Here is a 14,303-nt window from a genome sequence, read left to right on the forward strand (position 1 = left end):
CCGATGCGGCAGGGGGGGCTGCGGCCGGCGCCGCTGCGGCGGCCGGCGCAGCCGGCGCACCCGGATTGGCGGCCGGTGGCGCCACCGGTGCGGCGACTGGCAGGATCGCCAGGCTGGCCGGCGGCTCCGCCTTCACCCAGCGCACGCCCAGCTTGTCGCCCAGCCGCACCACGCTGTCGGCATGCCAGCCCGGCTTGTTGACCAGCATCGTCGTGGCGCCGCCCGTGAAGCCGCGCAGGCTGACCGAATCGCCTTGCCACAGCAGGAATTGCTGGGCGTCATACAGGGGAATGCTGCACACCTTGTCCGTGCGCGGCGTCGTGATGCGGCCGGCAGCCTGGCCGGTATCCTTGTCCAGCCGTTCCAGCTGGTTGACGCGGTCGACCCAGACCTTGCCGTCGGATCCCACACCCCACTGTTTGATCCGCTCACTGGCGATACCGGGATGCCACCATTCGTCGCCGTGGCACAAGCGGCCACTGATATCGGGCGCATCGGCCGGCAGGGTGACCGTGTATTGCGCTTCCGGCGGCTGCAAATCCTGCGCGATGTCGCGCGCCTGCGGCGCTTCATCCTCGATCGGACAGCGCCGCGCCGCCCATGGCGCATCCGGCTGCTGGGCCGCCGCGCCCAGGTCGGCCGCCAGGTCGAACGCCAGCAACTGGCCGCCGTCCGGCTGGGCAAAGCCGGCCCGCTGCACGCCATCCTGTACCGGCACACCCAGCACGCCGTACAGCATGTTGCCGTTGGCCGATGGCGCCAGCGCTTGCAGGTCGCCTTCCACCAGCCGCTCCGTGACGATGCGGCCGCTGCGGGCATCCTGCACGGTCAGGCGTGAGCGGTTGCGGCGGCCCGTGTCATCGGCTTCGCGCGTGACCGTGGCCAGCCAGCGGCCACGGGGATCGGCGGCCGATGCCTGCCAGCCGCCATCGGCGGCATGCAATGGCGCCGCGCCGCGCTGGCGGCCGCATTGCTTGACGTTGACGGCCAGCGGCGTCACGGCTTGTGGCGCGGCGGCTTTGGCTTTCTTGCCGCGCGCCGTGCCCAGGTTGACGGACGTGATGGCGCCGGCCGGCGGCACCAGCCACAGGTCGCCCGTGGCTTCGGCAAAATGCCAGGCATAACTGGACGCGGGGCCGGCCGGGGCGGCGACGCGCTGATAACTGAACAATTCGCGGCGGCCGATGTCCCAGGTGGCGAATCGCAGTTCGCCGTTGGCGGCGCGCTGCGCCACCAGCAGCTTGCGGCTCTCATCGATAAAGCGCAATTCCAGTACGGCGTCGCCGCCGGTGGGGATGGTCAGCGTATTGCGCATCCCCGGCAATTCCAGCACCCGTACCTGGGCGCCGCCCAGCGCGATGCGCTTGCCGTCGCCGGACATTGCCATCGGCATCGCCGCCGGGCCGGGGCCGGCCTGCGACACGCAGGCGGGACCGCCGACGGCGCCGTCCAGCCGCAGCCACGTGGCCTTGCCGCCATGGCTGCGGCCATCGCCGAATGTGGCGAGGCCGATACAGCCCGGTGCATGGCGGCTGGTGTACGCCACCGTGCGCCCGTCCGCGCTGGCCGACAAAGCCTGCGCCTGGACCGGCAGCGCGACCGTGGAATCGGTGGTGGCGCCGCCCGCCGCGCTGCGGTGCAACTGGTTGCGGGCATCGGTGCGGAATACCCATTGTCCGTCGCCGGAGGTGGCGATGGGGAAGCCGGCGGCCCAGGCAGGAGCGGCCGACAGCGCCGCCAGCAGGGTAAACAGGATGCGCGGCTTGCCGCATTTCATCACTAAATTGGCCAAGGTCGGGCTCCGGAAACAGTTACGGGGACAGGTGTCAGTGCGCGGGACAGCGCCGCCGCCCCTGTACAATGGTAGTGTATTGCCATCAACCAACACAAGAAGAACAACATGAAGTCGAAAATTCTGCGGAAGCTCGCCATCGCCGGCGGCATTGCCGCCGCCCTGACCGCCACCTATGCGGCAGTGGGTTTTTTTGCCGTCCCCGCCATTGTGGCATCGCAGGCGGAAAAAATGGCGCAGCAACAGTTCCACCGCAAGCTGGCCATCGGCCAGGTTGAATTCAACCCGTTCAAGCTGACGGCGGCGCTGCGCGACGTGAAACTGATGGAGCCGGACGGCTCAGCCGTATTCGTGTCCTTCGACGCCTTCGAAGCCGGCCTGTCGTGGCAATCGCTGCGGCGCCTCGCGCCGGTGGTGGAAAAAGTCAAACTGCAATCGCCCTACGTGCACCTGGTGCGTGGCGATAACGGCCAATACAGCATCGATGACATCCTGCAATGGATGGCGGCCCAGCCGCCGTCGAAGGAACCGGCGCTGTTTTCCGTCAATAACATCGAACTGGCCAATGGCCGCATTGCCTTCGACGACAAGCCGGCGCGCGCACTGCACAAGGTGGAAGGCTTGCAACTGGGCTTGCCCTTCATTTCGTCGATGCCGGCCGACGTGAATGTCTATGTCGAACCGCTGCTGTCGGCCACTATCGATGGCGCGCCGCTGCACATCCAGGGCAAGGCGAAACCCTATGCGGAACAGCGCGAATTCGCGGCGGAACTGAAGCTGGACAAGCTGGACTTGGCGCCCTTGCTGGGTTACCTGCCATTCAAGCCTGCGTTCAAGTTGCCGACGGCAAGGCTGGATGCGCGCCTGACGGCCAGTTTCGTGCAGCCGAAAGCCGGTGCGTCGTCGCTGGCGCTGGGCGGCGACGCGGCACTGTCGAACGTGGACCTGCGGGGCGCCGATGGCGCGCCCGTACTGAAATTCACGCAACTGTCGGCAAAGCTGGACAAGCTCGATCCGCTGGTGGGCCGTTATGCGATTGCAAAGATCGGCCTCGACGGGCTGGATGCGGCGCTGCTGCGCGATGCGGGCGGCCAGTTGAACCTGGACCGTTTGCTGCCGCCGGCATCTGCCGCTTCGTCGTCTCCTGCCGCGCCGCCGGCGAAGGACAAGCCGGCGCCGATCCTGGTGGCGGTGAAGGAAGTGGCGATCCGCAACGCGGCGCTGCGCTATGCCGACGCCGCGCCGTACAGCGCGCTGAAAGCCGGCGTGCAGCGCTTCGACCTGGACGTGCGCGATATCGCCGTCGACACCGGCAAGCGCATGGTGGCGGTCGGCGAAGCGGTGTCCGGCGGCGCGGCGCTGACCTACGCGCAGGGCGCGCGCACGGCCGAGGCGCCGGCGGCTGCCGCTCCCGCCGCGGGCGGCGACCAGCCTTACCAGGTACAGGTCGGAAAAATCGCGGTGCAGGGCTGGAGCGTCAACGTGGACGATGCGAGCCGCGGCCAGCCGCTGGCGCTGGCCTTGTCGCCGCTGCAATTGATGGTGAAGGGCTGGTCGAACGCCCCGGCGTCGCGCAGCGAGATCGAACTGGCTGCCACCATCAACCGCAGCGGCAAGCTCGGTGTCAGCGGCAGCCTGGCTGCCGCGCCGCTGGATGCGGACCTGGCGCTGGAATTGAAGAACCTGGATTTGCAGCCGCTGCAGGCGCTGATCGCCGAGCACGTGAATCTGCGCGTGGCGCAAGCGGCCGTGTCCACCAGGGGGCGCTTGAAACTGGCGGAGCAGGGCGGCGCCATCAAGGGGGGCTACAAGGGCGACGCCAGCGTCGACCGGTTGACCACTGTCGACCGGCTGAACGATGCGGACTTCCTCAGCTGGAAATCGCTGGCGTTTGGCGGCATGGATGTGCAGCTGGCACCGTTCGCGCTCAGTGTTGACAAGGTTGCGCTGTCCGATTTCTTTGCGCGTGTGATTATCGATCCGAATGGCCGTATCAACGTGCAGGACGTGATGCGGACGGCTGCCAATGAAGACCGCAGCCTGACCGATGCGAAGAACCGCGCGCAGGATGCGAAACAGCAGCCCGTGGCGCAGCGCGGCGACGCCAGGGCCACGCCCGGCAAGCCGGATACGAAGGTGGCCGCGGTGCCGGCGGCATCGTCGCCGATGCCGCCGATCCGCATCGGCCAGTTGCAATTGTCCGGCGGGCGCGTGCGCTTCACGGACAACTTCATCAAGCCCAATTACACGGCCAACCTGAAAGACCTGGGCGGCACGGTGACCGGACTGACGTCCGATCCATCGTCGCTGGCCAACGTGGACATCAAGGGCAACGTCAACAGCGCGCCGCTGTCGATTGGCGGCAAGGTGCAGCCGCTGCGCAAGGACTTATACCTGGATGTGAAGGCGGACGTGCGCGGCATGGAACTGGCGGCGCTGTCGGCCTATGCGGACAAGTACGTCGGCTATGGCATTGAAAAGGGCAAGCTGTCGTTTGAAGTGGCGTATAAGCTGGACGACCGCAAGCTGACGGCGGAAAACCGCCTGATCCTCGACCAGCTTACGTTCGGCAAGGAAAGCACGAATCCGGACGCCACCAGGTTACCGGTGGGCCTCGCGGTGGCGCTGCTGTCCGACCGTAACGGCGTGATCGACATCAACGTGCCGATCGGCGGCTCGCTGGACGACCCGCAGTTTTCGCTGGGCGGCATCATCATGAAGGTGATTGGCAACGCGGTGATGAAAACCGTGACGGCGCCGTTCACTTTCATTGCATCGCTGTTCGGGGGCAGTGGCGAAGACATGGCGGCGCTGGCATTCGAGGCGGGGCACGCCAGCGTGGCGCCGGCGGGCGAGGAAAAGCTGGCGCCGCTGGCCCGCGCATTGAATGAGCGTCCCGGCCTGAAACTCGACATCGGCGGGCGCTATGACCCGGCCACGGACACGGGCGCGCTGCGCCAGCTGGCGCTGGAGCGCAAGCTGCGCACGGTGAAGCAGCGCGACTTGCAAGCGAAAAACAAGAGCGCGCCCGATGGCGGCGTGACGGTGACGGCGGAGGAGCGCCCGGCGCTGCTGGCGCGCGCCTATGCCGCCGAACCGCTGCCCAAGCCGCGCAATGCGCTGGGCCTGCAAAAGTCGGTGCCGCCGGCGGAAATGGAGCAAGCCATGCTGGCCGCCATCGTCATCGATGACGATGACTTGACTGCGCTGGCCCACAAGCGGGCGCAGTCGGCGAAAGACTGGCTGATGAAGCATGGGGTGCCGGCCGAACGCATGTTCCTGACCGCCGCGAAGGAGGGAGCCTGCAAGGCGGAGTTTACGTTGCGTTGAGCGGCGTACGTATCACATTCGGTTTGCCCGCTGTCTGCATGCATGGCGGCTTCCGCAAGGCGGAAACCGCCATGTGCGATTACAGCGCCCGCAGGAACGCGCTCAGATCCGCCACTTCCTGCTGCGTCAGGCCGATCTGGAAGCGCCGGTCATAGAACCGCACCACGCCGGCCAGGTCGCCCTGCGAACCATTGTGGAAATACGGCGCCCGTGCCGCCAGGCCGCGCAGGGTCGGCACTTTCATGCGGCCGATATCGCGCCAGCGGCCCGTTTGCAGCGCCAGGCCCGGATCGGTGGTGTCGACCGTCTCGCCCGTCACGTTGTTACGCAACGTGTACAGCGGCATGTCCGGCGTGCGGAAGCGCGCGTCGGCCACGCCGATGTCGACCAGCAGCGGCGTCGAATGACTGCCCGCATTGGGCGCGCTGTGGCAGCTGGAACAGGTGACGCGGTTCGGCACGCGCAGCTGGTCCGTGAAGCCGGCCACGCGGTTGATGGTGAAGGGGCGATTGTTGAACAATTGCTCGCCCCGCGCGATCGAAGCGCGCGCCACGTTTTGCGCGGTCGCTTGCGCCGGTTGTGCCGGCGGACGCTGACCCGGAGCCGGCCGCGGCGGCGCATCGAGGTTGCGCCATGCGCCGAACATGGACATCGCGTTGCGGTTGAAGGTGGCGCGGGTGCGGTAGTCGCCCGCTTCCAGGTCATTGATGCCGAAATAAAACGCTTGTGCCGACAGCGCGGCAGGGCCGCCGGTGGCGCCCGCATCGGTCAGGCTGCCGGCGGTAGCGCTGGTCGATTGCGCGGTGACGAGGCCCGCTTCGAAATTCACGATGGCGCGCTGTTCGGCGGCAGTCAGTTCGCGCGCCGCTTCCGCGTGGCCCCGCACGGCGTCGCTGGCCTGCGTCAGCAAGCCGCTGTCGACGGTGGCGTAGCACAGCGCCGGATTGGCATTGAGGATGCAGCTGGCGCCGGCCGTACCGGCGGCCACGGTGCGGGTTTCACGCGCGTCCCACATGAGGGTGCTGACGAATTTCAGGTTGGTCGATGGCAGCGGGCGGCGGAACAGCGACAATTCCTTGGCGCTGGCGTAGCCGTACGGATCGTCGGTGCGCACCAGCGAGAATTCCGCGTTGGCGGGCATGGCTTGCCCCACACGGATCAAGCCTTTGGTCAGCAGCATGCTGTAGGCCACGCGTTTCTGGTCCAGCGTGGCGACCGGTGCGTTCGGGCTGTTGGCGCCATCGACCGGGCGGAATACCGGGTCGGCGCCGGCGCTGACGGCAAAGCGCTGTTGCAGTCGGTTGGGCGTCACGCTCCAGCCGCTGTTTTCAGCGTGGCAGCTGGCGCAGCTGCGGCCATTGCCCATCGGCGTGAAGAAGGCGTTGGACGTGTCGATCAGGCCCGATGCCGTGGTTGTCAGCGCGGTACCGTCCGCGTTGGGTTGCGGCGATGGCGGTACGGGTGCGCCCTGCGCAACGCGGCGCGTGGCGCCGGCCGTGTCGGCGCTGGTATCTGCGCTTGCCGTCACGCTTGTATCCGCTTCAGCGGTGGCCGGGGCGCTGGCATCGGACAGCGCCTCGGCCGCCGGAGCGCCGCCCTGGCGGGCCGCCGCCACGCTGGCCTGGTCCGCCGAGCCGCCGCAGCCGGCCAGTACGCTGGCCAGCATCGCGGCAATCAAGCCGGGAAGCAGCGCGCCGTATCGTTGGGTGGGTCGCATCATGGTCTCCTTGATAAGTTCTGACAGGAAACATCGTGGACCCGGAATATGGAGCAAAAATGGAGGAAACCCGCGCGGGAAAATTCCGCCACGCCTGCACATTTGCTGCACATTCGGCAGGTATGATGGCGGCATGAGCCCTCTCCAGCCACCTGTCGTCCGCCTGACCATTGCGCGCAAGATCGCACTGGCGGTGGCGGCTATCGTTATCCTGTGCATCGGCACGATGGCGTGGCTGACCAATGCCAACCTGCAGCGGGGCTTTATCGCTTACCTGAACGAGATGCAGGAACAGGACCTGGACCAGGTCAGCAAGCTGCTGGCGGAGCGCTACCGGCGCGAAGGCGATTTCGAATGGCTGCGCCACCGGCCGCGCGCCCTGCGGGAAGTGCTGGACCAGATGGCCCCGCAGTTGCAGATGGAGCCGGATGCGCCGGGCGAACGGCGCCGCGACCGGGAAGCCGGGCGTGAGCGGGAACGCGGGCGCGGCGCCGATGGGCCGCCGGACCGGCCGGAGGCGCGCGACGGCCAGCGCCTGGGCCCGCCCGACGATCCGGAAGGGCGCGGGCCGCCCCGCGACAATGGCCGCAATGCCTATGGCCCGCCGCGCCGCGCCGACGGCGAGCGTCCGCCGCGCCGCGACGATGCGCCCCGGCCGCCCCGTCCCCGCGAGATCCAGGACCCGATGGCGTTTGCCGCGCGCCTGACGGTCAAGGATGAATATGGCGAGTCGCTGATGGGGCCGCGCAATCCGCCGCCCGGCATCGAGCGCCCCATCATGGTCGACGGCCGCAAGGTCGGCACCGTACAATTGCTGCTGTTGCGCCAGGCCGGCGGCCAGAACGCGACCGCGGCCAATTTCCTGCGCACGCAAACGCGCGACATCCTGCTGTTGTCCGGCGCGCTGCTGCTGGCGGCGATGGCGCTGGCGGTGGGACTGGCGCGCCACATGCTGCGTCCCGTGGCCGCGCTGCACGGCGTGACGGCGCGGCTGGCGCGGGGCGAACTGGCCGCGCGCGCACCGGTGTTGAGCCGCGACGAACTGGGCGAGCTGGCGCTGCACGTCAACAGCATGGCGCAGGAACTGGAGCGCAATGAAACGCAGCGGCGGCAAATGCTGGCGGACGTGTCGCACGAACTGCGCACGCCGCTGACGGTGATCCGGGGCGAGATCGAAGCGCTGATCGATGGCGTGCGCAAGGCGGACCAGCATGCGCTGGAATCGCTGCATGGCGAAGTGCTGCGCCTGACCAAGCTGGTGGACGATTTGCACCAGCTGGCGCTGGCCGACACGGGCGATCTGCATTTTGAAATGCAAACGCTGGAATTGCAGCCCATGCTGTTGCCGTTGCTGGAACGCTGCCGGCCGCGCGCGGCGGCCGCCGGACTGGCGCTGCGCTGGGACTTGCCGCCGCAGCCGGTCATGGTCAGCGCCGATGCCCGCCGGCTGGAGCAGGTGATCGTCAACCTGCTGGAAAACAGTATCCGCTATACGGACCGTGGCGGTGTGATCGTGCTGGCGTTGCGGATGCGGCATGACGGCCGCCAGGACCAGGCGGAAATCACGGTCGACGACAGCGCGCCCGGCGTGCCGCCCGGCGCCCATGCGCGGCTGTTCGAGCGGCTGTACCGGGTCGACCAGGCCCGTACGCGCGAGCGGGGCGGCAGCGGGCTGGGGCTGGCGATCTGCAAGGCGATGGTGGAGGCGCATGGCGGCGCCATCGTGGCGCTGCCGTCCGAACACGGCGGTATCCGCATCCGCCTCACGCTGCCGTTGCTGGCGGTATCGAATCAATAAGGAATGGAATGGACTCTGCAGCACACATCGTGATCGTCGAAGACGACGCGAAAATCTCGGCCCTGCTGGGCGACTACATGGAGGCGGCGGGCTACCGCGCCACCCGCATCATGGATGGCGCGCAGGCGGTGGACGCGTTGCGCGCGGACGGCGCGGACGTGGTGTTGCTGGATTTGAATTTACCGGGGCTGGACGGGTTGGAAGTGTGCCGCGCCGTGCGCACGTTTTCGCAGGCGCCCATCATCATGCTGACGGCCCGTGTCGATGAGGTGGACCGTTTGCTGGGCCTGGACGCTGGCGCGGACGATTATGTCTGCAAGCCATTCAGCCCGCGCGAAGTGGTGGCGCGGGTGCGTGCGCAATTGCGGCGCGCCTCCGGCGCCCTGGCGCAGCAGGCGGCCGCGCCGCTGTTCGCGGTGGACCGCGACCGCATGCGCATCCTGCTCGCGGGGGCGGCGCTGACACTGACGCCGGTGGAATTCCGTATCCTGGCTGAGCTGATCGAACACCCCGATCGCGTGTATTCGCGCCAGCAATTGCTCGATGTGGCCCATGAAGACCAGCGCGACATCAGCGACCGCACCGTCGATTCGCACATCAAGAACATCCGCCGCAAGCTGGCGGCCAGGCCGGTGGCGGCAGAGTGCCTGCAATCAGTGTATGGCGTAGGCTACAGATTCGAATTGCCACTCTGCTAAAATCCCCCGCTGGACCAACAATGACCAACGGGGCAGGTGCGTGATGAAACGAGTGATTTTCAACCAGAAGGGTGGCGTCGGCAAATCCACCATCGCGGTCAACCTGGCCGCCATTGCGGCCAACCGCGGCAAAAAAACGCTGCTGATCGACCTTGACCCGCAATGCAATTCGAGCCGCTACCTGCTGGGCGAGGCGGCCAAGGAGATCACCCCCACGATCGCGGGCTATTTCGAGCAAACCCTGAATTTCATGGTGTTTTCGCTGTCCGCGCGCGGCTATGTGCATGAAACGGGTTTCGACAACCTGTCACTGGTGCCGTCGCACCCGGAAATCGGCGAACTGCAATCGAAGCTGGAATCGCGCCACAAGATCTACAAGCTGCGCGACGCGCTGTCCGAATTGGAAAAAGAGTACGAGGAAATCTTCATCGATACGCCTCCCGCCTACAACTTCTTTACGCAATCGGCGCTGATCGCGGCCGACACGTGCCTGATCCCGTTCGACTGCGACGATTTCTCGCGCCAGGCGCTGTACACATTGATGAACAATGTGGGTGAAATCAAGGCCGACCATAACCAGGCGCTGGACATCGAAGGCATTATCGTCAACCAGTTCCAGCCGCGCGCCAACCTGCCGCAGCGCATGGTCGACGAATTGCTGGCCGAAGGCTTGCCGGTGCTGAACAGCAAACTGTCGAGTTCCATCAAGGTGCGCGAATCGCACGAGCGCCGCCTGCCGATGATCCATCTGGATGCGCGCCACAAGCTGTCGCAGGAATTCGAAGCGCTGTACGACGAACTGGAAGCGGCGCAAGCCGCCGCCTCGAAGAAACGCAAGCGCGGCTGAGCTTCACGACGCTCCGCCAAATTCTCCCACATAGCGCGCGCGGGGCCGGATCATTTGGCGGCCATCGGCGCGCTGTTCCAGCGCATGGGCGATCCAGCCCGCCGTGCGCGCCATCGCCAGCAGCGCCAGCGTGGCGCCGTCCGGTAATCCCAGCACCAGTTCCAGTGCGGCCAGCGCGAAGTCCGAGCTCGGCTGCGCCCGCGGCGTGGCGCCGGCGCGCGCCGCCAGCGCCGCATAGGGCGCGCACGCCGGGCCGTCATGCGCTTGCAGCCTCGCCATCAGGTACGCGGCGCGGATATCGCCATCCGGGTATAGCGGGTGGCCAAAGCCCGGTGTCATCGCTGTCACGGCGGCGCTACCTGGCGCCGCCGCTTCGCGCAGCAGCACGGCCTTGGCCAACGCGTAGTGGCCGCCATGCTCGGGGCCGGACAGCGCGGCAAGGCCCGCGCACAGCACCAGCGGCAACGCCGCGCCGCTCGACGCCGCGCAGCGCACGGTGAACGCGGAATTGTTCAGTTCATGGTCGGCCAGCACGACCAGCGCGGCGCGCAGCACGTCGGCCGCCGCACTGCCGAGTCCCCACGCAGTGGCGGCTTGCTGGTGCAGCGGCTGTTCGCTGGCCGGTGTACCCAATAGCAGGCTGGCCGTCAGGCGCAGCAGCGCCATGGGATCGGCCTCCATCTCCTCGGTGGCAAACAGGGGCAGCAGCGCCATGGCGCGCGGTAGCGGAGCCAGCGAGGAGGCTGCCTTGAACAGCGCATCCTGGCTACCGGTCGCAGGCGTGACCGGGCGCTGTGCGCTGCCCGCCGCGCCGTCCCCCAGCCACGGCTGCCACAGCAAGGTCGCGGCCTGTTCCAGCGTCGCCTGGTCCGCCATCCGGCACGCATCGGTCCCCCGGTAATACAGCCGCCCGCCATCCACGTGCGCAATGCGCGTTTCCAGCACCGGCACGCCCCAGCTCAATGCTGCCGCCACCGCATGGCCGGCGCGCTTGCCGTCGCCGCGCCGGGCGGCCAGGCGCAGCACGTCGTCGTGCGCATAGCGCTTCGCGCGGACGCCACTGTCGCTGCTGGACGACAGCAAACCCCGGCTTACGTACGAATACAGGGTGGCGGGGCTGACGCCGAGGATGGCCGCCGCTTCGCGCGCCGTGATTGTTTTGTTCATAAATTTATTCATATTGATTCGCCGGATCAAGATTGACCCCGTGGCGACGCACCGCCAGACTGGCTGCACATTGTCTGGAGATTATTCTATGCATAAGCTCAACCGGGTTGCAACGCCTGATACAGCAACGAGTTCCGCGCGCAAAATCCCCATGCTGCAGCCATTGCGGCATGCCCGCTTCCGCCAGCTGTGGCTGGCCAGCCTGGTGTCGAATCTCGGCACGTGGACGCAGACCTTCGCGGCGGCGTGGCTGGTGGCATCCGGCGATCCGTCGTCCCACATGACGGCGCTGGTGCAGGCGGCCGCTTGCGCGCCGATGCTGGTGTTTGGCTTGCTGGCCGGCGTGGTGGCCGATGCCGCGCCGCGCGCGCGGCTGCTGTTGGCCGTCAATGCGTTCAGGGCGCTGGCCGCCGCATTGATGGCGGTGCTGGCGGCCGGCGGGCAGGCGTCCGCGTGGTCGGTACTGGCGCTGGTGTTCATGATGGGGACGGCACAGGCATTCATGTGGCCCGCATGGCATGCCGTCACGTCGCTGCTGGTGGCGCCGGACGAAGTCGAGGCGGCGGCCACGCTGAATAACCTCAGCTACAACGTCGCCGCCACGGCCGGCCCGGCGCTGGGCGGCGCACTGTTCGCGTGGTGCGGCGCGGCGCCGCTGTTTGCCTTTACCGCATTGTCGATGACGGGCTTGCTGGCCGTGTATTACGCATGGCAGCGCAGCCCGGACGCGCCGCGCGCGGGCGCCACCGTCAGCATGGACGCCTTCCGAGCCGGGCTGCGTGCCGCGTTCGGCGCGGCGGACTACCGCCGCCTGCTGCGCCACACCGCGTGTGCGCTGTTTGGCGCGGTGGCATTCATGGCGCTGCTGCCGCTGTATGTGCGCGACGTGTTGCAGCGGGAAGCGGGCATGTATGGCGGCCTGATGGCGTTGCTCAGCGCCGGCGCCATTGCCGCGCCGTTCGTGCTGCCGGCGTTGCGCGTCCGTTATCCGCGCCATGTGCTGGTGGCCGTTTCGCTGGCGCTGTTTGGCGCGATGCTGGCCACGTTGCCGCTGGTGCGCCATCCGGCCCTGCTGGCGCCGCTGGTGATGGCGGGCGGCATGGCGTGGGCAGCGATGATCTCGACCCTGAACGGCGCCGCGCAATCCGCGTTTCCATCGTCGGTGCGGGCCCGCACCTTGTCCGTCTACCTGCTGGCGATGGCGCTGGGACAGACCGTGGGCAGCGCCGCATGGGGCGTGGTGGCGGAATGGCTGGGGGTGTCGCCGGCGCTGGCGCTGGCCGGCACGGTGCTGCTGCTGTACGCGGCATGCGGTTTGCGCCGCGCCATTCCTGCAACTATGGCACAGTAGCGGGATCGTCATTTCGGAGCTGGCATGATGGTGGAACTGCAAGGCTATGGCCGCCTGCATTATGAATGGATAGACGGACCGCAACAGCGTCCCGTGCTGGTATTCCTGCACGAGGGACTGGGCTGTACGGCCATGTGGAAAGATTTCCCCGCACGCCTGTGCGCACTGGCCGGTTGCCCGGGGCTGGTGTATGACCGGCTGGGCTACGGCCTGTCCGACCCACTGACCAGGGCGCGCAGTGTGCATTACCTGCACGAATACACGCTGATCGAATTGCCGGCGGTATTGGAACGCCTGCTGCCAGCGCGGCCCTACATCGTCATCGGCCACTCCGACGGCGGCAGCATCGCGCTGCTGCATGGCGCCGCGCAACCGGCCAATTTGCTGGGCGTGCTGACGGAAGCGGCCCACGTGTTCGTCGAAGACGTCACCCTGGCCGGCATCCGCACCGCGCTCGATGCGTGGGAAGCAGGCAAGCTGCGGGGCCTGGAACGCTATCACGGCGACAAGACCGGCGCCATCTTCCACGCGTGGGCCGACACGTGGCTGACGCCCGCTTTCTCGCAGTGGAATATCGAAGGCGTGCTGGCGTCGATCGCATGCCCTGTGCTGGCCCTGCAGGGCGAGGGCGACCAGTACGGCACGGCGGCGCAACTGGCGTCCATCGCATCGCGTGCCCCGCGCGCGATGGAGCACATGCTGCCGGATTGCGGCCATACGCCGCACCTTGACAATCCGGACGCCACGCTGGCGGCCATGGCCGCCTTTATTTCCCGGCTTTGATCTGCGCCCGGGTGCGTCACCGTTGCCGCGCATACGATGCGGCAACGGAGGTGCGCCATGGTCCTGTATTCGCTGCTGCTGTTCCTGTGCGCCGGCATGGCGGGCGCCTTGCTGGCTTTTCCCGCCGCGCGCGACATACTGGCGCTCGCGGTCCGCGCCATCGGCATGCGCCTGCACGCGCGCCACGCAGCGGCGGCGGTGGCATCCGTCACGCTGCTGGGCGGCTTGCCGCTCGCGGCATGGCTGGTGTCCGATGCCGGTGGTGACGAATCGCCGGGTGAGCAGGCCTACCACCCCGTCAACCTGCAAGTGGCGCAATTGCTGGACGGCGAACACCTGGCGCCGCCGCAGCCGTTGCCGCCGCTGGCTTTTACCACGGCCGAAGTGACGCTGGTGCGCCCCATGCTGGCCGGGGCCAGCCGCGACTGGGCGCTGCTCGACGATGGTTTCAGCCAGCGCCTGCTGCAAGTGTTCCGCATCATGCGCGAACAGCATGGCTATGACATGGCGCTGCTGGAAGGCTACCGCTCGCCGCAGCGGCAGGACCAGCTGGCGGCCGCCGGGCCGCACGTGACCAGCGCCCGCGCTTACCAGAGTTACCACCAGTTTGGCCAGGCAGCCGATTGTGCGTTTGTCCGCAGCGGCAAGCTGGTGATTTCCGAACGCGATCCCTGGGCCATGCGCGGTTACCGGCTGTATGGCGAAACCGCCGAAGCGGTGGGGTTGAAATGGGGTGGGCGGTGGGCCATGATGGACTTTGGCCACGTTGAATTGCGTGCCATTGGGAATTAATTGCGCTGACGCAAGTAGCCTGAATGTG

General features: G+C 67.6%; 10 protein-coding genes. 7 read left to right on the plus strand and 3 right to left on the minus strand.

What is annotated here, in order from left to right; genetic code table 11:
- Positions 1–1,792 (minus strand): hypothetical protein (locus GJ700_RS35075; RefSeq protein ID WP_195764035.1); only part of this gene is annotated, 1,792 nt, incomplete at its 3' end.
- Between the two features lie 108 nt (positions 1,793–1,900).
- On the opposite strand from GJ700_RS35075, the gene GJ700_RS28100 reads away from it, so the two are divergent.
- A complete protein-coding gene (locus GJ700_RS28100; RefSeq protein WP_154380277.1) occupies positions 1,901–5,122 on the plus strand; it encodes a DUF748 domain-containing protein in 3,222 nt (1,073 codons plus the stop codon).
- A gap of 79 nt (positions 5,123–5,201) precedes the next feature.
- Here GJ700_RS28100 and GJ700_RS28105 read toward each other — a convergent pair whose 3' ends face one another.
- Positions 5,202–6,842, minus strand: a complete 1,641-nt coding sequence (locus tag GJ700_RS28105) for a cytochrome C (protein ID WP_229507301.1) — start codon at positions 6,840–6,842, stop codon at positions 5,202–5,204.
- A 130-nt stretch (positions 6,843–6,972) separates the two neighbouring features.
- Between GJ700_RS28105 and GJ700_RS28110 the strand changes: the two genes are divergently transcribed.
- From GJ700_RS28110 to GJ700_RS28120, 3 genes are read left to right on the plus strand one after another with little or no spacing between them, the layout of a single operon-like run.
- A complete protein-coding gene (locus tag GJ700_RS28110; protein ID WP_229507302.1) occupies positions 6,973–8,637 on the plus strand; it encodes an ATP-binding protein in 1,665 nt (554 codons plus the stop codon).
- Positions 8,638–8,645: 8 nt separating this feature from the next.
- On the plus strand, positions 8,646–9,335 hold the full coding sequence (locus GJ700_RS28115) for a response regulator (RefSeq protein WP_154380279.1): 690 nt from the start codon (positions 8,646–8,648) through the stop codon (positions 9,333–9,335).
- A gap of 43 nt (positions 9,336–9,378) precedes the next feature.
- Complete coding sequence (locus GJ700_RS28120; RefSeq protein ID WP_154380281.1) at positions 9,379–10,182, plus strand: ParA family protein; 804 nt, start codon at positions 9,379–9,381, stop codon at positions 10,180–10,182.
- A 3-nt stretch (positions 10,183–10,185) separates the two neighbouring features.
- On the opposite strand, the gene GJ700_RS28125 is transcribed toward GJ700_RS28120, so the two are convergent.
- Positions 10,186–11,349 (minus strand): citrate synthase, encoded by a 1,164-nt coding sequence (locus GJ700_RS28125; protein ID WP_195764036.1) that lies wholly within the window; start codon positions 11,347–11,349, stop codon positions 10,186–10,188.
- Between the two features lie 151 nt (positions 11,350–11,500).
- On the opposite strand from GJ700_RS28125, the gene GJ700_RS28130 reads away from it, so the two are divergent.
- The 3 genes from GJ700_RS28130 to GJ700_RS28140 are packed head-to-tail and all read left to right on the plus strand — an operon-like array spanning position 11,501 to position 14,275.
- Positions 11,501–12,700 carry an MFS transporter gene (locus GJ700_RS28130; protein ID WP_229507303.1) on the plus strand — a complete coding sequence of 400 codons (1,200 nt, stop codon included), beginning with the start codon at positions 11,501–11,503 and terminating at the stop codon, positions 12,698–12,700.
- A 27-nt stretch (positions 12,701–12,727) separates the two neighbouring features.
- Positions 12,728–13,483, plus strand: a complete 756-nt coding sequence (locus tag GJ700_RS28135) for an alpha/beta fold hydrolase (protein ID WP_229507307.1) — start codon at positions 12,728–12,730, stop codon at positions 13,481–13,483.
- Between the two features lie 57 nt (positions 13,484–13,540).
- Positions 13,541–14,275 carry a M15 family metallopeptidase gene (locus GJ700_RS28140; RefSeq protein WP_154380289.1) on the plus strand — a complete coding sequence of 245 codons (735 nt, stop codon included), beginning with the start codon at positions 13,541–13,543 and terminating at the stop codon, positions 14,273–14,275.
- Positions 14,276–14,303 lie beyond the last annotated feature (28 nt).

Source organism: Pseudoduganella rivuli (assembly GCF_009674485.1).
GTDB lineage: Bacteria > Pseudomonadota > Gammaproteobacteria > Burkholderiales > Burkholderiaceae_D > Rugamonas > Rugamonas rivuli_B.

Coding starts and splice junctions, on each gene's coding strand:
- GJ700_RS28100 (WP_154380277.1), top strand. CDS start 1,901: ATGAAGTCGAAAATTCTGCGGAAGCTCGCCATCGCCGGCGGCATTGCC.
- GJ700_RS28105 (WP_229507301.1), bottom strand. CDS start 6,842: ATGATGCGACCCACCCAACGATACGGCGCGCTGCTTCCCGGCTTGATT.
- GJ700_RS28110 (WP_229507302.1), top strand. CDS start 6,973: ATGAGCCCTCTCCAGCCACCTGTCGTCCGCCTGACCATTGCGCGCAAG.
- GJ700_RS28115 (WP_154380279.1), top strand. CDS start 8,646: ATGGACTCTGCAGCACACATCGTGATCGTCGAAGACGACGCGAAAATC.
- GJ700_RS28120 (WP_154380281.1), top strand. CDS start 9,379: ATGAAACGAGTGATTTTCAACCAGAAGGGTGGCGTCGGCAAATCCACC.
- GJ700_RS28125 (WP_195764036.1), bottom strand. CDS start 11,349: ATGAACAAAACAATCACGGCGCGCGAAGCGGCGGCCATCCTCGGCGTC.
- GJ700_RS28130 (WP_229507303.1), top strand. CDS start 11,501: ATGCTGCAGCCATTGCGGCATGCCCGCTTCCGCCAGCTGTGGCTGGCC.
- GJ700_RS28135 (WP_229507307.1), top strand. CDS start 12,728: ATGGTGGAACTGCAAGGCTATGGCCGCCTGCATTATGAATGGATAGAC.
- GJ700_RS28140 (WP_154380289.1), top strand. CDS start 13,541: ATGGTCCTGTATTCGCTGCTGCTGTTCCTGTGCGCCGGCATGGCGGGC.